This window comes from Rhizobium cerradonense (assembly GCF_030182455.1).
Taxonomy (GTDB): domain Bacteria; phylum Pseudomonadota; class Alphaproteobacteria; order Rhizobiales; family Rhizobiaceae; genus Rhizobium.
On sequence record NZ_JAQJCK010000019.1, the window covers coordinates 1 to 20488 of the forward strand.

Below are 20488 nucleotides of genomic sequence, written 5' to 3' on the forward strand. Positions count from 1 at the left end.
CTTCAGGTCCCGCAAGCTTCGCCGCCCACGTTTCTCTTTCTTCCAATCTTCAATTGTCAAATAGCCGACCAGTCACCCCAGTCAAAACCGTCCCCTCAAGCCCAAGACTTAAAGCCCAGAACCACAAATCAGCATCGCAGCCAATCAAGGAAACACATGAGCGAGAAACTCCGTCGCCAGCAGCGCCGCCGCCCTCGTTCAGTGAGTGGGCTTATAATCCCACCGCTTTCCCTTAGTCAACACCAACACTGTAAAAATTCTGACATTTTTGTAAGTGACTGATTCTATTGTGGGATTTCTATGTGAATTCAATTGGCCGCGAAAATCGCCCTCTTTTGAGGTGTTTTCCGGAATCATTTTTACGGGTCTTTGGCGAATCCATCTTTCAAAAGGGTGAGAGGCGAGAGGTCGGCTTTCAAAACCCGCGTCAGCCCTATGTCCGCGCCGCCAATTGCCAGTTCATAGCACAGGACCTAATAGAAAGCTGAGCAATGAAGGAGCAGACAATGTTGGTCCTCGACGAAGAGCAGACCCGTGCAGCGCTGGCCTGGCCGGCGCTCATCGAAGCGATCGCCACGATGTTTGCCGGTGGCTGCGTCATGCCGGTGCGGCATCACCATGATATAGAAGTTCCCGGCGAGAGCCATGCCACGCTGTTGCTGATGCCGGCCTGGCTGCCGGGGCAATATATGGGCGTGAAGATGGTTTCGGTTTTCCCGGACAATGCCAGTCGCGCCCTGCCCGCAATCTTCGGAACCTATCTGCTTTCGTCCGGCAAGACAGGCGAAATGCTGGCAGCGATCGATGGCGGGGAGCTCACGGCGCGGCGCACTGCCGCCACCTCGGCGTTGGCGGCGCGCTATCTCGCACGCACGGATGCGCAGGAATTGCTTGTCTGCGGCACGGGGCGGCTGTCGCTCAACCTGATCCAGGCGCATGCCGAAGGACGGGAGCTGACGCGAATCGGCGTGTGGGGACGCGATCGCGACAAGGCGCAACAGGTGGCGGACGATGCGCGTGCGTTTGGTTTGGACGTACAAGCCGTCACCGATCTGGAAGCGGCCGCGCGCAGCGCCGACATCATCTCCTGCGGCACGCTGTCGAACACGCCGGTTATCCAGGGCGAATGGCTGAAGCCCGGGGCGCATCTCGATCTTGTCGGCGGTTTCAAGCCGGATATGCGCGAGACCGATGACGTCGCGATCCAGCGCGCGCAGGTCTTCGTCGATACGCGCGCCGGCGCAATGAAGGAAGCCGGCGATATCGTACAGCCGCTGAAAAGCGGCGTGCTCACGGAGGATGCGATCCACGCGGAGCTCAGCGAGCTCATACGCGGCACGCGGCCGGGGCGCACGAATGAGAACGATATAACCCTGTTCAAATCGGTGGGAGCTGCGCTCGAGGATCTTGCCGGCGCGATCCTTGCCTATGAACATGTGCGGGGCAAGCAGGCGTGACGCCGATGACACCTTCGCTGCCCGAACTGCCGGTTTCACATGTGCTCGCCAATATCGGCGCAGCGCTCGCGGACGAACGACGCGCAGTTCTGTCGGCTCCTCCCGGCGCCGGCAAAACGACGCTGGTGCCGCTCTATCTACTTGGTCAAGGCTGGCGCGGCGACGGCAGGATCATCCTGCTGGAGCCGCGGCGGCTTGCTGCAAGAGCTGCGGCGGCGCGCATGGCCTCGCTGCTCAACGAGCAGGTGGGTGATACCGTCGGCTACCGTATGCGGCTTGATAATCGCATTTCCGCAAAGACGCGCATCGAGGTGGTAACCGAAGGCGTGTTCGCGCGGATGATCCTCGACGATCCCGAACTATCGGGCGTTTCCACGGTCATCTTCGACGAATTCCACGAACGCTCGCTGGATGCGGATTTCGGCCTGGCGCTGGCGCTCGACGTGCAATCGGCGCTCCGCGAGGATCTGCGTATCCTCGTGATGTCGGCGACGCTCGATGTCGAACGTGTCGCCGCCCTGCTCGGACGCCCGCCCATCATCGAAAGCATGGGCCGGAGCTTTCCGATCGAGATCCGCCATCAGGACCGGCCGGCCGGCGAACGGATCGAGGAGACCATAACCAAGGCGATCCTGGATGCGCATGCGACGGAACAGGGATCGATCCTTGCCTTTCTGCCCGGCCAGGCGGAAATCACCCGCACGGTGGAAAGACTCGAAGGCCGATTGTCGCCGGAGACAGTGATCGCGCCACTTTACGGCAATCTCGGTCAAAAGGAACAGGATGCGGCGATCCGGCCGGCGCCGAAAGGCACGCGCAAGATCGTGCTGGCGACATCGATCGCCGAGACGTCGATCACCATCGACGGCGTGCGCATCGTCATCGACAGCGGCCTGCAGCGGCTGCCGGTTTTCGAAGCGTCGACCGGGATCACTCGGCTGGAGACGGTGCGGGTATCGCGGGCTTCCGCCGATCAGCGCGCTGGCCGTGCGGGGCGAACCGAGCCTGGTATTGCGATCCGGCTTTGGCATCCAGGCCAGACGGCGGCACTGCCGGCCTTCACGCCGCCGCAGATTCTGTCCAGCGATCTTTCCGGGCTGGCGCTTGATCTTGCCCATTGGGGCGTGCAGGACCCAGCCGCACTTGCCTTTGTCGATCAGCCGCCGGCGACGACACTGGGCGAAGCGCGGGCATTGCTGCGGCAATTGGGGGCGCTGGACACGGAGAACGGGCTGACGGCACACGGCAGGCTGATGCGCGATCTGGCTCTGCCGCCGCGGCTAGCGGCCATGGTGATTTCAGCAGCGGAGTTCGGCCAGGCACGCGAGGCGGCGATGCTCGCCGTATTGCTGACGGAACAGGGGCTCGGCGGGCAAAGCATCGATCTGGAAGAGCGCCTGCGGCGGTTCAAGACGGAAAAGGGTGAACGCGCGGAGGCGTCGCGCCGGCTAGCAGGGCGGTTGGCGACAGCGGCAGGCGACAGCAAGGCTGCGGACGCAGGAGTACAGGTCCTGGCCGGTTCATTGCTGCTGCATGCCTTCCCCGATCGCATCGCCCTGCAGCGCGGCGGCCGCGGACGCTTCGTCATGGCGAACGGGCGCGGCGCCGAATTGCCGGAGACGGAGCGCCTCGCCGGTTCGCAAATGCTTGTCATTGCCGACCTGACGGGCCGGGCGGCGCAAGGCCGTATCTTGGCAGCGGCGGAAATTGCGCGTGCTGATGTCGAGGAGCATCTGCCGGGAGAGATCCGCACCGAGGACCAGAGCCTATTCGACAAGACCAGCCGGCAAGTGCGGGCGCGGCGCGTGACGCGGCTCGGGGCCATCATCTTCGAGGAGACCCCCTTGCCTCGACCATCGGGCGAGCGGGCGGCGAAGGCGCTGGCCGACGGCATCCGCGAGCTGGGGCTCGCCGTCCTGCCCTTTTCAAAAGAGGCGACGCAATTGCGTGAACGGATCGGCTTCCTGCACCGGACGATCGGGGAGCCATGGCCCGATATGAGCGACGATGCCCTGCTTTCGCGGCTCGACGAATGGTTCACGCCATTCCAGACCGAGGCACGCGGCCTCTCCGACATCTCGGCCGGCGGGCTTTCCAACGGGTTGATGTCGCTGGTGCCGCATGAGCTGCAACGCGACCTTGGCCGGATGGCGCCGACGCATTTCGAAGCGCCGACGGGCCAGCGTCATCCGATCCAATATGAAGGCGAAGAACCGCTGCTGACGATCCGCGTTCAGGAGCTTTTCGGCCTGAAGCAGCATCCGGCCGTCGGCGGTGGGCGGCTGCCGCTGGTGCTGGAACTGACGTCGCCGGCGCACCGGCCAATCCAGACGACGCGTGATCTGCCCGGCTTCTGGGCAGGATCGTGGAAAGACGTGCGCGCCGATATGCGCGGGCGTTACCCCAGGCATCCCTGGCCGGAGGATCCGGCTGATGCTTTGCCGACGACAAGAGCCAAGCCGCGTGGTACCTGAGAATGGCCCGTTTCTTCAGAGGATTGGACAAGATGGCGGACGCGGACGCCAAGCCGCAGGACGATCACCACACCAGCCGGCGGCTCAGGCTGCAGACGCTGGTGCGGCTGCGTTGGCTCGCGGTCGGCGGCCAGACGGTGACGGTGATGATCGTCGCCTTCTGGCTGAAATTTGCCGTGCCGCTGCTGGCCTGCTGCGTGTTGATCGCCTGCCTCGCCTGGATCAACTTCTTCCTGACGCTGCGCTATCCGCCAACGCACCGCCTGGAGCCGCCGGCTGCCTTTGCGCTGCTCGGCCTCGATCTCCTGCAGCTCTGCGGGCTGCTCTTGATCACCGGCGGGCTCGCCAATCCCTTTTCCGCCCTGGTCTGCGTTCCCGTCATCATCTCCTTCGCCTCGCAGCCGATCCGCTACAGCATGGCGCTGATCGTGCTGGCGATGATCTGCATCACGGGCCTTGCCTTCTCGCCTTTTCCGCTGCCCTGGTACGATGGCATCGAGATCAACGTTCATAGCGTAATGCAGCTCGGCGTCTGGTGCTCGATCGCCTCGACCATGGCCTTTGCCGCCTTCTATGCCTACCGCGTCTCCATGGAGGCGACGCAGCTTGCCGATGCGTTATCGGCGACGGAACTGGTGCTGCAGCGGGAAAAGCACCTGTCGCAACTCGACGGGCTGGCCGCCGCCGCGGCTCATGAACTCGGCACGCCGCTGGCAACGATCAGCGTCGTCGCCAAGGAGATGGAGCGCGAGCTCAGCCAGGACGACCGCTTCCGCGAGGATGTGGCGCTGCTGCGTAGCCAGAGCGAACGATGCCGCGACATCCTGCGGCGGCTGACGACGCTCTCCTCCGAGGACGAGGCGCATATGCGGCGGCTGACGCTGTCGTCGATGATGGAGGAGATCATCGCACCGCATCGGGAATTCGGCATCAAGCTGGAGCTGATCGAAAAGAGCCCGCGCCTCGGCGAACCCGTGCTGAACCGCAACGCCGGCATCATGTACGGGCTTGGCAATCTCATCGAAAACGCCGTCGACTATGCGCGAAAGAAGGTGACCGTCACGGTGGAATATAATCCCGATACGCTGACAATCGTCATCGAGGATGACGGCAACGGGTACTCTCCCGAAATCTTGATGCGGATCGGCGAGCCCTATGTCACGACGCGACAGCGAGACGATACGGCGGGCGGCCTCGGACTGGGCCTGTTCATCGCCAAGACCCTGCTGGAACGTTCGGGCGCAGAGCTTTCCTTCGGCAATCGCGACCCTGAAACGCCGGGTGCACGCATCCGTGTTGAATGGCCGCGAATGTTGATCGACAGTAATTCGACAAAATGAATTTCACGGCTTAAAACACCGGTCGTTAAAGTCAGTAGGACTATGCAGGCGGTCTGCCGCCGGGATTGAACATGATGACGGATAAAGAGCTCACCGACCCTCATGCGGGGGCCAAGGACGCGGCGGACCATATCGGGCCCGACGCGACATTGCTGATCGTCGACGACGACGGACCCTTTCTGCGCCGGCTGGCGCGCGCCATGGAGACGCGCGGCTTCGTGGTCGAGACGGCGGAATCGGTGGCGGAAGGCGTTGCCAAATCCAAGGCCACGCCACCGAAATACGCCGTGGTCGACCTTCGTCTCGGTGACGGCACCGGCCTTGATGTCATCGAGGCGATCCGGCAGCGGCGCGACGATACGCATATCGTGGTGCTGACCGGCTACGGCAATATCGCGACCGCGGTCACTGCCGTGAAGCTCGGTGCTCTCGATTATCTTGCCAAGCCCGCGGATGCCGACGACGTCTATGCGGCGCTGACGCAACGGCCGGGCGAAAAGGCCGAGGTGCCGGAAAATCCGATGTCGGCGGATCGGGTGCGTTGGGAGCATATCCAGCGCGTCTACGAAATGTGCGAGCGCAACGTCTCCGAGACGGCCCGCCGTCTCAACATGCATCGCCGCACGCTGCAACGAATCCTCGCCAAGCGCGCACCGAAGTAACCTTCATTCAGACGAAAAAGACTTACCCGTCGCCCATTCGGCCAGCATCAGCCGCTGGGCGGCGGCGCGGGAAAAATTGAGCGTCACCGATTTGCGCGTGGCTGGTGGCAGGCGATGCTCCGGCGCCTCGCGGATCATATGCGCGCCGTAACCGTCCGACAGGAAAAGCCCGCAATCTTCCGGAAAGATATCGAGCGGCACGTCCTTGTGGGTCGCGAAGAACAGGCGATCGCAATGCAGGCGGTAATCCGGCCATTTGCGGTCGACGCGAAAATCCTCGATCGACGATTTGATCTCGATGATCCAGATCTCGCCCTTTTCGGAAAGCGTGATGAGGTCGGCGCGGCGGCCGCTGGCGAGCGGCAGCTCCGGCAAGACGGCAAGGCGCATCTCGTGCAGTAATAGTTGCACGCCCCTGCGTACAAGCATCGCCCGTTCCGACTGCCGACCGTCTATTAACGGATTGTTATTGTAAACACTTAAAATCGTCATGAATTGCCTCTGGGACCGAACAAGCGTTGTTGCAAAAAAACCATGTCCCTTTAATTTGCGCAGCGGAGCTATTTTGTCGCCCCGCACCAGCTTGCAAAGCTAAATTTAATAGAAAATAAACCGTAGTCAAAGATGGTTGATACCATCCCATTCCCTGTCACAACTCACCAAGAGACTTCCATGCGCATCCGCAATGCTATGACCGCACTCGGCCTTGTCGCAACGCTTGCCACGGCTGGTTACGCCACCACTGCCGCAGCCACGCCGACCGCTACCGCCAATTCCGCTTCCGACACCGTCAAGACGTTCGATAATGATTACGGCGTCACGAGCGACAACGGCTTCCAACTGCCGGCGATCCCGATCCAGAAGGTGAAGCCGCAGTTCCGCCGCCAGATCGTCTCCTACAAGTCTGACGAAGCTGCGGGCACGATCATCGTCAACACCCGCGAGCGCCATCTTTATTACATCCTCGGCAACAACGAAGCCATGCGCTACGGCATCGGCGTCGGCAAGCAGGGCTTTGCATGGTCGGGCACGGCATATGTTGCCTGGAAGCAGGAATGGCCGAGCTGGCATCCGCCGAAGGAAATGGCGGTCCGCCGTCCGGAAATCGCCAAGTATGTCGATGACGGCATGAACCCGGGCCTCGAAAATCCGCTCGGCGCCCGCGCCATGTATCTCTACAACGAGAAGGGCCAGGACACGCTGTTCCGCCTGCACGGCACGCCGGAATGGGCTTCGATCGGCACCGCGGCTTCCTCGGGCTGCATCCGCCTGATGAACCAGGACGTCATCGATCTCTACAACCGCGTTCTGCCGGGTCACGCCACCAAGGTCGTCGTGATCCAGTAATCGCTGGCATTATTTGGAATTCAAAAGGCCGCGGGATCGATGTCCGGCGGCCTTTTTGTTTTGGGGAACTGAGGTCCGATATTATACCGCCCTACCCGCCCTCGTCCTTCGAGGCTTCGCCTTCGGCTGCGCGCCTCAGGATGAGGGCTGATCTCTTCCCTTAGCCGCAAGACTCTCTCCACCTCATCCTGAGGCGCCTTGCCGCCAAAGCGCCAGCGCAGGCGACAAGGCCTCGAAGGATCGAGGTGGCCCCAGATGGAGGGGTCATCCCGCCTGCTTTGCCTTCAGCTCGATGCGGCGGCGGTGCAGGACCGGCTCGGTATAGCCGTTCGGCTGCTCTCGACCCTTGAGGACGAGATCAAGCGCCGCCTGGAAGGCGATAGAGCCATCGAAATTGCCGGCCATCGGCCTGTAGAGCGGGTCGCCGGCGTTCTGCCGGTCGACGACGGCGGCCATGCGCCTCATGGTCTCGACGATCTGCGCTTCGGTGATGACCTTGTGGTGCAGCCAGTTGGCCATGTGCTGCGCCGAGATGCGCAGCGTGGCGCGATCCTCCATCAGGCCGACATTGTTGATATCCGGTACCTTGGAGCAGCCGACGCCCTGATCGACCCAGCGAACGACATAGCCGAGAATGCCCTGGCAATTATTGTCGATCTCGCGCTGGATTTCTTCCGGCGTCCAGTTCGGGCGGGACGCGACCGGAACGGAAAGAATGTCGGAAAGCTTGGCGCGAGCCCGGCTTTTCAGGCCCTGCTGGACCTCAGCGACGTTGACGCGGTGATAGTGGGTCGCATGCAGCGTCGCGGCCGTCGGTGACGGCACCCAGGCGGTGTTGGCGCCGGCCTTCGGATGCGCGATCTTCTGCTCCAGCATCGCCGCCATCAGGTCCGGCATGGCCCACATGCCCTTGCCGATCTGCGCGTGACCGGAAAGGCCGCATTCCAGACCGATATCGACATTCCAGTTTTCATAAGCCGCGATCCAGGCTGCCTGCTTCATGTCGCCCTTGCGGATCATCGGGCCCGCCTCCATCGAGGTATGGATCTCATCGCCGGTGCGATCGAGGAAGCCGGTGTTGATGAAGACGACGCGTTCGCTGGCAGCGCGAATTGCTTCCTTGAGATTGACCGTGGTGCGGCGCTCCTCGTCCATGATGCCCATCTTGATGGTGTTGCGCGGCATGCCGAGCACATCTTCGACGCGCGAGAAGATCGCGACGGCGAAGGCGACCTCTTCCGGGCCATGCATCTTCGGTTTGACGACATACATGGAGCCGGCGCGGGAATTTTTATGTCCGCCGTTCGGCCCGATATCATAGAGCGCGATCAGGCCGGTGATCATGGCGTCCATGATGCCCTCAGGCACTTCATGGCCGTCGCGGTCGAGGATCGCCGGATTGGTCATGAGGTGGCCGACATTGCGCACCAGCATCAACGAGCGGCAATGCAGCTCGAAGCTCGCGCCATCTGGCGCCGTGTAGGTCACATCCGGATTGAGATGGCGGGTGAAGGTCTTGCCGCCCTTGGAAACTTCCTCCGTCAGGTCGCCCTTCATCAGGCCGAGCCAATTGCGATAGACTTCGGCCTTGTCCTCGGCGTCGACGGCAGCGATCGAATCTTCGCAGTCCATGATCGTGGTGATCGCCGATTCCAGCCGGACGTCAGAAATAGCAGCCGCATCGGCCTTGCCGATCTCGGTGCCGGCATCGAGGACGATCTCGATGTGGATGCTATTGTTCTTCAGCAGGATATGCGAGGGAGCGCTGGCGTCGCCGAGATAGCCTGCGAAGTGCCCAGCATCGGCCAAAGCCGTAGCACCGCTCTTCGTTGCGATCGCCAATGCGCCGTCCTTGACAGTAAAGCCGGTGACGTCCTTCCAGCTCGCACCGGCAAGCGGCGCGGCGGTATCGAGGAAATCACGCACCCAGGCGATGACCTTTTCACCGCGCTTCGGATTGTAGCCCCTGCCCTTCTCGGCACCGTCGGTCTCAGGGATGGCGTCGGTGCCGTAGAGCGCATCGTAAAGCGAACCCCAGCGCGCATTGGCGGCGTTCAGCGCATAGCGGGCATTCATGACGGGAACGACGAGCTGCGGGCCGGCGATAGAGGCGATTTCGGGATCGACATTGGCGGTCGAGACCGAGAAGGCCGGGCCTTCGGGAATAATGTAGCCGATCTCGCGCAGGAAGGCTTCGTAGGCGGCCATGTCCACCGGCGCGCCGTTCTTGCGATACCAATCATCCAAGGCAGCCTGCATCCGGTCGCGCTTGGCGAGCAGATCGCGGTTCTTCGGCGCGAGGTCGTGCACGATCGCCGAGAAGCCGGCAAAGAAGGTATCCGGGTCGACGCCGGAGCCTGGCAGGGCCTCCTTGACGAGGAAATCATAAAGCACCGGCTCAATCTGAAGCCCGTTCTTGTCAATGCGGCTCATACCAATCACTCCTCACGGCCGTTCTACGGCTCAATTTTTACATGCTGCCAGTTTGCGGGCGGTTAGGCTCTCCGTCAATTTGGCAATAGTTCGAAAGATTTGTGCATTTATGGAAATAATCAGTCGGCGGCTATGCGCGGGCGGCCGCTGGCGGTGGCGATGAAGCGGGCCTCGACCAGCTTGCGATTGCCCTCGATCTCAGGCGCATCGACCTGTTCTTCCACGGCGATGACGGGATCTTCGGCACCATTCAAGCGCGCTTGCGCCGTCGCCACCTCGATTGCCCGCTGCCGCGCCAGAGAAAAAGTCTTTTGCTCGTCAGTGAACCGCAAAGTCTCGCCCGCGCCATTCAGCACATAGATGCCATCCTCGGGCATGGTGACGAATACCGTGGCGCTGGTGCGAACCTGGCCGACGACGGCGCCGATCGCGTTGGCCACATCCGAATCAGCGGGAATGGCGCTGTCACTTGCCAGCATCTCGGCGATGGCAGGGTAATAGACGGGGGCGGAAGCGCCGAGGCCGACCAGAGGGCGATCGAGCGAAACGGCAAAACGGGCGATGCCCCGTGCGCGACGAAGCGCGCGGTCGATCGAGATCGATTTGGCCGGATCGAGATGGGTAACGCCGTCCTCCGCCAGGCAGGCGGCCAGGATCACGTCGGCGGACTGCCGGGTCAGGCGACCGACGATCTTTTGCGCCAGCTCCTCTATCGAGTCGGCAATCGGGCGGCCGGAGCCGTCCTTCAACCGCATTGCCAGCGCGAGACCCAACCGGGCGGCTTCCGCACTCCACTGGCTTTGCCGCCCAAGCACATGCATTGCGTCTGACGGCGTCAGGCCGCAGAGATGCACCAGGCCACGGGCAACCAGGCGGTCCAGGGTCGCTTTCTGCGACGTCGAGGTCAGAAGCTGGTCGAGCGGCAGGGGTACCCTGCCGATCTTGTCGAACAACGCCTGTTCCGACGGCTGCAAGCCGCTCGCAAGATGATCCGGTACGCCGGTGCGCACGGCAAAGCGGCCGGCGTGGCGGCCGAGATGCGGCGCACGAAGCTGCTGCTCCAGCACACCGATGACGGCCTGGCTGTGTACATGGGCTGCGAGGCTGAGCGGCAGCAGGCGGCGCGGCCCGAGTTCGAAGGCGGCGACAAGACCGCGATCGTTGATCTTCACTTCGGAATCACCGCCAAGGCCATAGGTGCGCATGGCGACCGCTTCGACCATGGTGCGATAGCCGCCGACCACCGCACCGTCGGCATCGAGCCGCGGCCGGCCGGCCTCCATCACAGCGACATCCGTGGTGGTGCCGCCGATATCGGACACCACGGCATCGTCGAGGCCGGTCAGATAGCGTGCGCCGACAAGGCTCGCCGCAGGTCCAGAAAGGATGGTCTCGATTGGACGGAGCTTAGCTTCTGCGGCCGAGATCAGCGCGCCATCACCGCGCACGACCATCATCGGCGCCGCGATGCCGCGCGTGGCCAGAAACCCTTCGCAGGCGCCGACCAGCCGGTCGATCATCGACACCAACCGCGCGTTCAAAAGCGTCGTCAGCGCCCGGCGCGGGCCGCCAAGCTTGGAGGAGAGTTCATGGCTGCAGGTGACCGGCAGATGGGAAATCTCGCGGATGCAGTCACGCACACGGATTTCATGAGCCGGATTCCGCACAGCGAAATAGCCAGCGATCGCGAAGGACGAAACGCTCTTCGAAAGCTCCGGCAGCATCGCTTCGAGCGCCGCCAGATCAAGCGGGTTCTCGTTGCCATGGACGCTGTGTCCGCCGGGTACAAACACCACTGGATCGGTCCCCAGCGCCTCGGCCAGGCCGTCACGCTTCAGATCATCGGGGCCGAAGCCGATCATTACCAGTCCGGCGCGGCCGCCCTGCCCTTCGACCAGCGCGTTGGTGGCAAGCGTCGTCGACAGCGATACGAGACCGATAGCGGAAACGGGGATGGCCGCCTTGGCGATGACCGCATCGACAGCGCCGGCAATGCCGACGGCCAAATCATGCCGCGTGGTCAGCGATTTCGCCTTGGCAACAACGCCGTCGGTTTCATGGAAGAGAACGGCATCGGTATAGGTTCCACCGGTGTCGATGCCGAGCAGGAAATGAGATGTCACAGATCAATTTACCCTTGAGGAGATGAGTGAGGCGGCAAGCGCGGAGCCTATCTCGCCCTTGGCGGGCGAGAAAGCAAAAACTTAGGATTAGGCGGGGGCTTGTCCCCGTCTAATTCTTAGTTTTTGCAAGAGCGGGGGTAGGTAGGGACGCACGAAATTTAGAAATTTGTCTGAACAAGAAACTGACCCCCTCTCTTGCAATTTCAATGGCTTAGAAATTGCGCTAAGCATTTTTAATGCGTAGCAGCTTCTGCGCCGCAATTCCTAAGCCAGTGAAATTGCTTTCTCGCCCGCCAGGGGCGAGATAATCCCGTGCCCGCAGCGCCCCTACCGCCTCGTCACCCGCATTGGCAGCCCGCCTTGCGGCTGGGTCGTCAGCTTCTGCACCGGCCAGGGATTCGTCTGATCGGTCACATCGAAACGGAAGCGGTGCATCATGACAGCAAGGGCGATGACGGCTTCCTGAAGGGCAAAGGTGGCGCCGATGCAGACGCGGGGGCCGGCGCCGAAGGGCAGGTACTGGAAGCGGTTGATCTTGCCGCGATTCTCCGGAAGGAAGCGTTCGGGCATGAAGGCACGCGGCTTGTCCCAATAAAGCGCATGGCGATGCAGTGTCCAAGGCATGATCAGTACGGTGATCCCGGCCGGGATCTCCACGCGCTCCCCGCTTGGGCTTATCCATTCATCGTCAGCAATCGAGGCGCGGTTGATGGATGGCGCCGGCGGATAGAGGCGCATCGCCTCCTCGAAGGCGGCACGGACATTCGGCATCAGGTCGAGCCAGGCGACGGGCTCGGCGCCGGTGGCGAGCACCAGATCGATTTCCGCTTCCATGACCTCGCGGATATGCGGGGTATTGGCGACGCAGTAGAGCGTCCAGGCCAGCGCCCGCGCCGTCGTCTCATGACCGGCGCCGATGAAGGTGAGGATGTTGTCCTCGATCTCCTCCATGGTCAGGCCGTCGGGGCCGGCCTTTTCCAACAGCAGCGTCAGGAAATCGTCGGGAGCGCTGGCCCGATCCCTACGCATCTTGTCGAGCCGAAGATCCATCGTCTTGCGGACGATGCCGCGAAACTTGTCGAGCACCTTCTGGCCGCCGATGCGGGTGACGCGCGGCACCCAGGAAGGCGCGCGCAGAAGATCCATCGGGTCGACGCGGCCCATGCGATGCAGAAGCTGGTTGACGTCATCGGCGAAATGGCCGCTTTCGGTGACGATCTCACCGGAGAACAGCGTTTCGGCGAGGATGGCGAAGGTAAGCTCGGTCATATCGATGGCGATGTCGAAAACCTTGCCATCGCTGCCGGCCTCCTCGTATTTGCGAACATAGGCTTCGCTCTGGCTCAGCATCTGGCCGGCAAAGCCCTGGGCATGGCGCGGCGTGAAAACCGGCGCGACGGCCTTGCGCGAGCGCTTCCAGACCTGGCCTTCCGCCGTCAGCAGGCCGTCGCGCAGGATTGGCCGGAGCACGAGCTGGCGGATATCCGACATGCGGTAATTGGAGGCATTGTCGACCAGCACATGCTTGATCAGGCCGGGATCATTGACGATCAGCGTGTGCTCGCGAAAGAAGCGCGTCATGATCCATGGCAGCGTATAGGAAGGCTCACCCCATAATTCCAGCGGATTGCGCAGGATGGTGCGGATGATCGTCAGACGCGATGGCGGGACGGTACGCGGGGTCGGGGCTGGTGGGGAAAAGGCTTCCGGGATCATGTCCATGAGATCCAATCTCCTCGAAAACCTTATTTTCGCGACGGCTCCCGAAGTTTAAAGCAGCGACTTCAGATCGTCCAGCTTATCATTGATAAGCCAGCCATAGTAATTTTCCTCCGGCCAGACCGGTTGTCCGGCCCCACGGTTCTTGGCGGCGAGCGCTGCGGCCCGCTGGCGGGAATTGCCGACATTGTAGAGCGTCGCCGTGATGCCCGGATTGCCCGAAATGTCCATGCCGGCGATCGAACGGTAGTCATCGATCGACTTGCGGATCGAGGCCGCAACGAAGGCGAGCGACAGATCCGGATCCATGATGGCCTTGTAGACGCTGCCGGCGTCCTTTTCATCCAGCTTCGGAATGCCCGACGTGCTGCTGACGAGATCGGAGAGCTCCAGCGCCGTCAGCGGATTGACCTGGCCGAGGCCGAAGGTCTGGCCGGCATAGAAGGGCTGGAAGAACACGGCGCTGAAACGGTTGTCGGGGAAGGATTTGCCGCCGACCTTCTTGCCGCGGAAATCGCTTTCCCAGACATCTTCGCGGCAGGTCCAGAGGCTGTAGGAATCCCTCTTGCCCTTGCAGGCATCGAATTGCGGCCGGGCGACAAAATCATCGACGTCTTCGCCGTCATAGGCGAAGCGGAAGCTCTGGCCGGCATAGGAGGCGGCTTTGACGTAGTAGGACTGCAGGCCGTCATAGGCGTCGACATTATAGGTATGTTCGCCGACCAGCGCGCCGATGATGTGGATGGGGTCGATGCCGTAGGCGCGCGCCGTCGACTTGATCTTCGACATGAGCTTGGTATCGGTCGCCAGCAGTTCGTGAACCTTCTGGTATTTGCGCTCGAAGGTCGAATTCGTGCCCTTGGTACGGCGCACGGAGGCACCAGGGATTGCCGGCTGCTCGGCGTTGCGGTTGCCCGGCGGCACCATGGCCGCTGCATCCGCATAGGCCGGAGTCCAGGAGAGGCTGACAACCGCCAGAAGAAGGGTGATCAGAATGCGTCGCACGATGGCTGCCCTGTCGAAGTTTCATCCGATGTTTCAATGCGGCTGCCTGACGGACAATCTTGGCCGAATAAAGCCATTCCCACGCAAAGAAGCGGGCCTTAACTAAAAAGTTAACGGCCCGCTGTCGAGTGCTTAATATGTCAAGATGCCGTCACCGGCTTAATTCCATTAGAGAATGAAGCGCGACAGGTCGGTATTGGTGGCGAGATCGCCAACATGTTCGCGCACATAGTCGGCGTCGATGGTCACCGACACGCCGGCACGATCCGAAGCGTTGTAGGAAATATCGTCCAGTACACGCTCCATCACTGTCTGCAGGCGGCGGGCGCCGATGTTCTCGACAGTGGAGTTGAGGTGCACAGCGACATCGGCCAAAGCGTCGATCGCGTTATCCGTGAAATCGAGCTTCAAGTTTTCCGTCTCCATCAGCGCCTTGTATTGGCGGATGAGGCTGGCTTCCGGCTCCGTCAGGATACGGCGGAAATCCTCTTTGCTCAAAGGCTTCAGTTCGACGCGGATCGGCAGACGGCCCTGCAATTCCGGCAGGAGATCCGAAGGCTTCGACACATGGAACGCACCCGAGGCGATGAAGAGGATGTGATCGGTCTTCACCGGGCCATATTTGGTCGCAACCGTGGTGCCTTCGACCAGCGGCAGCAGGTCGCGCTGCACGCCTTCGCGGGAAACGCCGGCGCCCATGCCGCCATCGCGGGCGGCGATCTTGTCGATCTCGTCCAGGAAGACGATGCCGTCATTCTCGGCCGATTGAACCGCTTCGCGCTGGATCGCCTCGTTGTCGATCAGCTTGTCGGATTCGTCGCGGATCAGTTCCTTGTAGGAATCCTTCACCGTGGTGCGCACCTTCTTGGTGCGGCCGCCCATGGCCTTTCCGAACATTTCGGACAGGTTGAGGACGCCGATATTGGCGCCGGGCATGCCGGGAATTTCGAAGCCGGGCATGCCGGAGCCCGTGTCGGCGACTTCGATATCGATTTCCTTGTCGTCCAGTTGGCCTTCGCGCAGCTTCTTGCGGAAGCTGTCGCGCGTTGCCGGCGAGGCCGTAGAGCCGACGAGGGCATCGAGCACCCGCTCTTCCGCGCTCATATGCGCCTTCGCCTGCACTTCGGCGCGCTTCTTTTCACGCACTAGGCCGATGCCGACCTCAACGAGATCGCGGACGATCTGTTCGACATCGCGGCCGACATAGCCGACTTCGGTAAATTTCGTCGCTTCCACCTTGATGAAGGGCGCGCCGGCAAGCTTGGCGAGGCGACGGGAGATTTCCGTCTTGCCGACGCCGGTCGGGCCGATCATCAGAATGTTCTTCGGCATGACTTCGTCGCGCAGATCGGGCTCGAGCTGCTGGCGGCGCCAGCGGTTGCGCAGCGCAATCGCCACGGCGCGTTTGGCCTCATGCTGGCCGACAATATAGCGGTCGAGTTCTGAAACGATCTCGCGGGGGGAAAAAGTGGTCATTTCGTGTGCTTCCCGTCAGGGCTAGAAACAATCAAGAGAGGAATTAGGCTTCGGAGTCGAGCGTTTCGACCACGACATTGTGATTGGTGTAGACACAGATGTCGGCGGCGATATCGAGCGCGCGGCGGGCAACGTCCTCGGCCGATTTGTCGGTATCCATCAGCGCGCGCGCCGCGGCGAGCGCAAAATTGCCGCCGGAGCCGATCGCCATGGCGCCGTGTTCCGGCTCAAGCACATCGCCGTTGCCGGTGACGGCGAGCGTCACTTGTTTGTCGGCGACGAGCATCATGGCTTCGAGGTTGCGCAGATATTTGTCCGTACGCCAATCCTTGGCAAGCTCGACGGCGGCGCGCATCAACTGACCGGGATATTGTTCGAGCTTCTTTTCCAGCCGCTCTAGCAGCGTAAAGGCATCGGCGGTCGCACCGGCGAAACCGGCAATCACGTCACCCTTGCCAATGCGGCGAACCTTGCGGGCATTGCCCTTCATTACGGTCTGGCCGAGGCTCACCTGGCCATCGCCAGCCATCACCACCTTGCCGCCCTTACGAATAGTTACAATTGTCGTCATATAAACACCTGTTTGCCCCCATTTTGGCGGGCTTTCTGCCGGGCCGCGTTTCGGCCCCGTCAAGCCCTATGTAAGAGGGCTTTTTACGATTGCAAATGCCCGTTATTTCGGAATGATGCATGTAAGCCGGCTAGATAAGTCTATACTGACTTAACTTCTGGATATTTGCCGATGTGCCTGATAAGGAACGGCCGTCAATCCCGATGGAGCAACCATGGCAGAGACCGCAGCGAGCCGCACGGCAAGCGTTTCCCGCAAGACCAATGAGACTTCGGTCTCCGTGTCCGTCAACATCGACGGCAGTGGCAAGTCGACGATTTCGACGGGCGTCGGCTTCTTCGACCATATGCTGGAGCAGCTTTCGCGACATTCGCTGATCGATATGGAGATCGACACCAAGGGTGATCTGCATGTCGACGATCACCACGCGGTCGAAGATACCGGCATCGCCATCGGCCAGGCCATTGCCAAGGCGCTGGGCGACCGGCGCGGCATTACCCGCTACGCCTCGATCGATCTCGCCATGGACGAAACGATGACGAAGGCGGCCGTCGATCTGTCCGGCCGGCCCTTCCTCGTCTGGAATGTTGCCTTCAGCGCCCCGAAGATCGGCACTTTCGATACCGAGCTGGTGCGCGAATTCTTCCAGGCCTTGGCGCAGAATGCCGGCATCACGCTGCATATCCTCAACCACTATGGCGCCAACAATCACCATATTGCCGAGACATGCTTCAAGGCCGTTGCCCGCGCACTGCGCACGGCAACCGAGATTGATCCGCGGCAGGCAGGCCGTGTGCCCTCGACAAAGGGCACCCTCGCCTGAGCCCCCGTCATGGGGAAAGTGAAGAGATGGCAAGCTATTTGATTTTGACGCCACCCGGAGGACCGGACAAAAACCAGGTGAGCACGCGCTTCATCCGCGACGGTTTTTCCTGGACCGCATTTTTGTTTCCGACACTATGGATGCTTTTTCACCGGCTGTGGCTGCAGGCCATCGCCGCCTTTCTGCTACAGGGCATCGCCCTGGAATTGATCCGCCGGCCGGAGTTTTTTGCCGCCGGCATCGCGATCCTGCTCGGCGTGCATGTCCTGGCTGCGCTTGAAGGCAACCACGCCGCGTATCGGAGCCTCGTTGCAGGCGGCTGGAAGACGGAAGACTTGGTTTCGGCGCCCAATCTGGCGACGGCCGAAGAGATCCATTTCACTACGACTGAGCCGAAGGCCGAGGAGAATATCCGTTCAAACGATTGGGATATCCCCACCTCTCCAAACAATAGCCCAAGCCGGGGCGGACCGTCTTTCGGTCTTCCCGGCTATGACGGAGGACGCTGATCATGCGCGTCGCGATTATCGATTACGGCTCAGGCAATCTGCGCTCGGCCACCAAGGCCTTTGAACGCGCCGCCCGCGAAGCCGGTATCGACGCTGAAATCGATCTGACTGACGATGCCGAGCGTGTCGCCACCGCCGATCGCATCGTGCTTCCGGGCGTCGGCGCCTATGCCGATTGCCGCCGTGGGCTCGACGCCGTTTCCGGCATGGCGGATGCGGTGATTGATGTCGTGGAACACAAGGGCCGCCCTTTCCTCGGCATCTGCGTTGGCATGCAGCTCATGTCGTCGCGCGGGCTGGAAAAGACGATCACGCAGGGGTTCGGCTGGATCAAGGGCGACGTCAAGGAGATGACGCCCGGCGATCCCACGCTGAAAATCCCGCAGATCGGCTGGAACACGCTGGATCTCAGACACCCGCACCCGCTCTTCCACGGCATTCCGACCGGATCGGAGGGGCTGCATGCCTATTTCGTGCATTCCTATCATCTGGCCGCCGACCATGCCGACGATGTCATCGCCACGACCAGTTATGGCGGAGCGATGACCGCCTTCGTTGGCCGTGACAACATGGCCGGCTCGCAGTTCCATCCGGAAAAGAGCCAGAAGCTCGGCCTCGCCCTGATTGCCAATTTTATGCGCTGGAAGCCGTGACGCTTCGCGCATTAAGGACAAAGACATGATTCTCTTTCCCGCCATCGACCTCAAGGACGGCCAGTGCGTGCGCCTGAAGCTCGGCGACATGGAGCAGGCGACCGTCTACAATCCCGATCCCGCCGCCCAGGCGAAAGCCTTTGAAGACCAGGGCTTCGAATGGCTGCATGTCGTCGATCTCAACGGCGCCTTCGCCGGCGAGACCGTCAATGGGGCGGCCGTTGACGCCATTCTCAAGGCGACGAAAAACCCTGTGCAGCTCGGCGGCGGCATCCGTACGCTCGACCATATCGAAAACTGGCTGACACGCGGGCTTGCCCGCGTCATTCTCGGCACTGTCGCCGTGCGCGATCCGGCGCTTGTCGTCGAAGCCTGTCGGAGATTTCCAGGCCATATCGCCGTCGGCATCGACGCCAAGGGCGGCAAGGTGGCGGTCGAAGGCTGGGCGGAAGCCTCCGAACTCGGCGTCATCGAACTGGCGAAAAAATTCGAAGGCGCAGGCGTGGCCGCGATCATTTATACCGATATCGACCGCGACGGCATTCTCACCGGCATCAACTGGGCTTCGACGCTGGAACTGGCCGATGCCGTTTCCATTCCCGTCATCGCGTCCGGCGGCCTTGCCTCGCTTGATGATATCCGCCGCATGATCCAGCCAGATGCCCGCAAACTGGAAGGTGCGATTTCCGGCCGCGCGCTTTATGATGGCCGGATCGATCCGAAGGAGGCCTTGGCGCTGATCAAGGCGGCCAAGGCGAAGGAGATCGCGCAATGACCCTGAAAGCCCGCGTCATCCCCTGCCTCGACGTCAAGGACGGCCGTGTCGTCAAGGGCGTCAACTTTCTCAACCTCGTCGATGCCGGCGACCCCGTCGAAGCCGCCAAGGCCTACGACGCCGCCGGTGCGGACGAGCTGTGTTTCCTCGATATCACCGCCTCTTCCGACAACAGGGAGACGATCTTCGATGTCGTGGCCCGCACCGCCGAGCAATGCTTCATGCCGGTAACGGTCGGCGGCGGCGTGCGCACCATCGCGGATATCCGCAAGCTGCTGCTTTGCGGCGCCGATAAGGTCTCGATCAATTCGGCGGCGGTCAACAATCCTGATTTCGTCGCCGAAGCGGCCGACAAGTTCGGCAATCAGTGCATCGTCGTCTCGATCGACGCCAAGCGGCGGCGTACCGAGGCACTCGGCGGCGACAATATGAGCGCCTGGGAGATCTATACCCATGGCGGCCGCAACGCGACCGGCATCGATGCCGTCGATTTTGCCCGCAAGATGGTCGAGCGCGGCGCCGGCGAACTGCTCGTCACCTCCATGGATCGAGACGGCACCAAGGTCGGCTACGATCTGGAGCTGACGCGGGCAATTGCCGATGCGGTACGTGTGCCCGTGATCGCCTCCGGCGGCGTCGGCGATCTCGACGATCTCGTTGCCGGCATCAAGGAAGGCCATGCGACGGCCGTGCTGGCGGCTTCCATTTTCCACTTCGGCACCTATTCGGTCGGCGAAGCGAAGCACTATATGTCAGAGCATGGCATCGCCATGCGGCTCGATTAGGAAGGGATAGGACGGATGAGCGGATTTACCCTTTCCGACCTCGAAAGAATCGTCGACGAGCGCTCCAAGGCTTCGCCGGAGGAATCCTGGACGGCAAAGCTTTTCGCCGCCGGTCAGCCAAAGGCGGCAAAGAAGCTCGGCGAGGAAGCGATCGAAGCCGTCATGGCGGCGGTGACCGGCGATCGCGACAATCTCACCTACGAGGCAGCCGATTTGCTTTATCACCTTATGGTCGTATTGAAGATTGCAGGCATTCCGTTGCAGAATGTCATGGGTGAGCTCGAAAGGCGCACCGCTCAATCCGGCCTTCAGGAGAAGGCCAGCCGGTAGAATGCG

The 20488-nt window shown here is 61.8% G+C and carries 18 protein-coding genes; 11 read left to right on the forward strand and 7 right to left on the reverse strand.

The window, feature by feature from the left end:
• The first annotated feature begins 506 nt into the window (after positions 1-506).
• The 4 genes from lhpI (at position 507) to PH547_RS28120 (ending at position 5933) form a co-directional block, all read left to right on the forward strand.
• Complete coding sequence (lhpI, locus tag PH547_RS28105; RefSeq protein ID WP_285170022.1) at positions 507-1457, forward strand: bifunctional Delta(1)-pyrroline-2-carboxylate/Delta(1)-piperideine-2-carboxylate reductase; 951 nt, start codon at positions 507-509, stop codon at positions 1455-1457.
• A gap of 5 nt (positions 1458-1462) precedes the next feature.
• Complete coding sequence (gene hrpB, locus PH547_RS28110) at positions 1463-3931, forward strand: ATP-dependent helicase HrpB (protein WP_104824930.1); 2469 nt, start codon at positions 1463-1465, stop codon at positions 3929-3931.
• Between the two features lie 2 nt (positions 3932-3933).
• The gene (locus PH547_RS28115) at positions 3934-5271 is read left to right on the forward strand and encodes an ActS/PrrB/RegB family redox-sensitive histidine kinase (protein ID WP_104821487.1); all 1338 of its coding nucleotides are present in this window, start codon (positions 3934-3936) and stop codon (positions 5269-5271) included.
• A gap of 74 nt (positions 5272-5345) precedes the next feature.
• Positions 5346-5933 (forward strand): ActR/PrrA/RegA family redox response regulator transcription factor, encoded by a 588-nt coding sequence (locus tag PH547_RS28120; RefSeq protein WP_104824929.1) that lies wholly within the window; start codon positions 5346-5348, stop codon positions 5931-5933.
• A 3-nt stretch (positions 5934-5936) separates the two neighbouring features.
• On the opposite strand, the gene PH547_RS28125 is transcribed toward PH547_RS28120, so the two are convergent.
• Positions 5937-6425, reverse strand: coding sequence for an MmcB family DNA repair protein (locus PH547_RS28125; protein ID WP_104821486.1), 489 nt, complete (start codon positions 6423-6425; stop codon positions 5937-5939).
• Positions 6426-6605: 180 nt separating this feature from the next.
• Between PH547_RS28125 and PH547_RS28130 the strand changes: the two genes are divergently transcribed.
• Positions 6606-7280, forward strand: coding sequence for a L,D-transpeptidase (locus PH547_RS28130; RefSeq protein WP_104821485.1), 675 nt, complete (start codon positions 6606-6608; stop codon positions 7278-7280).
• 264 nt (positions 7281-7544) lie between these two features.
• Here PH547_RS28130 and PH547_RS28135 read toward each other — a convergent pair whose 3' ends face one another.
• From PH547_RS28135 to hslV, 6 genes are all read right to left on the reverse strand, one after another.
• On the reverse strand, positions 7545-9713 hold the full coding sequence (locus PH547_RS28135; protein ID WP_285170023.1) for a malate synthase G: 2169 nt from the start codon (positions 9711-9713) through the stop codon (positions 7545-7547).
• Positions 9714-9832: 119 nt separating this feature from the next.
• Complete coding sequence (locus tag PH547_RS28140; RefSeq protein ID WP_285170024.1) at positions 9833-11836, reverse strand: hydantoinase/oxoprolinase N-terminal domain-containing protein; 2004 nt, start codon at positions 11834-11836, stop codon at positions 9833-9835.
• A gap of 327 nt (positions 11837-12163) precedes the next feature.
• A complete protein-coding gene (locus PH547_RS28145; protein ID WP_104821482.1) occupies positions 12164-13558 on the reverse strand; it encodes a cytochrome P450 in 1395 nt (464 codons plus the stop codon).
• 48 nt (positions 13559-13606) lie between these two features.
• Positions 13607-14560, reverse strand: coding sequence for a DUF1402 family protein (locus tag PH547_RS28150; RefSeq protein ID WP_104821481.1), 954 nt, complete (start codon positions 14558-14560; stop codon positions 13607-13609).
• Positions 14561-14728: 168 nt separating this feature from the next.
• Entirely contained in the window at positions 14729-16036 is a 1308-nt protein-coding gene (gene hslU, locus PH547_RS28155; RefSeq protein WP_104821480.1) for an ATP-dependent protease ATPase subunit HslU, read from the reverse strand.
• Positions 16037-16079: 43 nt separating this feature from the next.
• On the reverse strand, positions 16080-16607 hold the full coding sequence (gene hslV / locus PH547_RS28160) for an ATP-dependent protease subunit HslV (protein WP_104821479.1): 528 nt from the start codon (positions 16605-16607) through the stop codon (positions 16080-16082).
• Positions 16608-16821: 214 nt separating this feature from the next.
• Here hslV and hisB point away from each other — a divergent pair, with 214 nt between their 5' ends.
• From hisB to PH547_RS28190, 6 genes are read left to right on the forward strand one after another with little or no spacing between them, the layout of a single operon-like run.
• Positions 16822-17430: an imidazoleglycerol-phosphate dehydratase HisB gene (gene hisB, locus PH547_RS28165; RefSeq protein ID WP_104821478.1), complete on the forward strand. Its 609-nt coding sequence runs from the start codon at positions 16822-16824 to the stop codon at positions 17428-17430.
• Between the two features lie 26 nt (positions 17431-17456).
• Positions 17457-17939 carry a DUF2628 domain-containing protein gene (locus PH547_RS28170; RefSeq protein ID WP_104821477.1) on the forward strand — a complete coding sequence of 161 codons (483 nt, stop codon included), beginning with the start codon at positions 17457-17459 and terminating at the stop codon, positions 17937-17939.
• Between the two features lie 2 nt (positions 17940-17941).
• Complete coding sequence (gene hisH, locus PH547_RS28175; RefSeq protein WP_104821476.1) at positions 17942-18592, forward strand: imidazole glycerol phosphate synthase subunit HisH; 651 nt, start codon at positions 17942-17944, stop codon at positions 18590-18592.
• Positions 18593-18617: 25 nt separating this feature from the next.
• Positions 18618-19367: a 1-(5-phosphoribosyl)-5-[(5-phosphoribosylamino)methylideneamino]imidazole-4-carboxamide isomerase gene (hisA, locus tag PH547_RS28180; RefSeq protein WP_104821475.1), complete on the forward strand. Its 750-nt coding sequence runs from the start codon at positions 18618-18620 to the stop codon at positions 19365-19367.
• A complete protein-coding gene (gene hisF / locus PH547_RS28185) occupies positions 19364-20152 on the forward strand; it encodes an imidazole glycerol phosphate synthase subunit HisF (RefSeq protein ID WP_104821474.1) in 789 nt (262 codons plus the stop codon). Before hisA ends, hisF begins: the two co-directional genes overlap by 4 nt.
• 15 nt (positions 20153-20167) lie before the next feature.
• Positions 20168-20482, forward strand: a complete 315-nt coding sequence (locus PH547_RS28190; protein ID WP_104821473.1) for a phosphoribosyl-ATP diphosphatase — start codon at positions 20168-20170, stop codon at positions 20480-20482.
• The last annotated feature ends 6 nt before the right edge of the window (positions 20483-20488 follow it).

Coding starts and splice junctions, on each gene's coding strand:
- PH547_RS28145 (WP_104821482.1), bottom strand. CDS start 13,558: ATGGACATGATCCCGGAAGCCTTTTCCCCACCAGCCCCGACCCCGCGT.
- hisF (WP_104821474.1), top strand. CDS start 19,364: ATGACCCTGAAAGCCCGCGTCATCCCCTGCCTCGACGTCAAGGACGGC.
- hslU (WP_104821480.1), bottom strand. CDS start 16,036: ATGACCACTTTTTCCCCCCGCGAGATCGTTTCAGAACTCGACCGCTAT.
- lhpI (WP_285170022.1), top strand. CDS start 507: ATGTTGGTCCTCGACGAAGAGCAGACCCGTGCAGCGCTGGCCTGGCCG.
- hisB (WP_104821478.1), top strand. CDS start 16,822: ATGGCAGAGACCGCAGCGAGCCGCACGGCAAGCGTTTCCCGCAAGACC.
- hisA (WP_104821475.1), top strand. CDS start 18,618: ATGATTCTCTTTCCCGCCATCGACCTCAAGGACGGCCAGTGCGTGCGC.
- PH547_RS28135 (WP_285170023.1), bottom strand. CDS start 9,713: ATGAGCCGCATTGACAAGAACGGGCTTCAGATTGAGCCGGTGCTTTAT.
- PH547_RS28130 (WP_104821485.1), top strand. CDS start 6,606: ATGCGCATCCGCAATGCTATGACCGCACTCGGCCTTGTCGCAACGCTT.
- PH547_RS28170 (WP_104821477.1), top strand. CDS start 17,457: ATGGCAAGCTATTTGATTTTGACGCCACCCGGAGGACCGGACAAAAAC.
- hrpB (WP_104824930.1), top strand. CDS start 1,463: ATGACACCTTCGCTGCCCGAACTGCCGGTTTCACATGTGCTCGCCAAT.
- PH547_RS28115 (WP_104821487.1), top strand. CDS start 3,934: ATGGCCCGTTTCTTCAGAGGATTGGACAAGATGGCGGACGCGGACGCC.
- hisH (WP_104821476.1), top strand. CDS start 17,942: ATGCGCGTCGCGATTATCGATTACGGCTCAGGCAATCTGCGCTCGGCC.
- PH547_RS28125 (WP_104821486.1), bottom strand. CDS start 6,425: ATGACGATTTTAAGTGTTTACAATAACAATCCGTTAATAGACGGTCGG.
- PH547_RS28190 (WP_104821473.1), top strand. CDS start 20,168: ATGAGCGGATTTACCCTTTCCGACCTCGAAAGAATCGTCGACGAGCGC.
- hslV (WP_104821479.1), bottom strand. CDS start 16,607: ATGACGACAATTGTAACTATTCGTAAGGGCGGCAAGGTGGTGATGGCT.
- PH547_RS28120 (WP_104824929.1), top strand. CDS start 5,346: ATGACGGATAAAGAGCTCACCGACCCTCATGCGGGGGCCAAGGACGCG.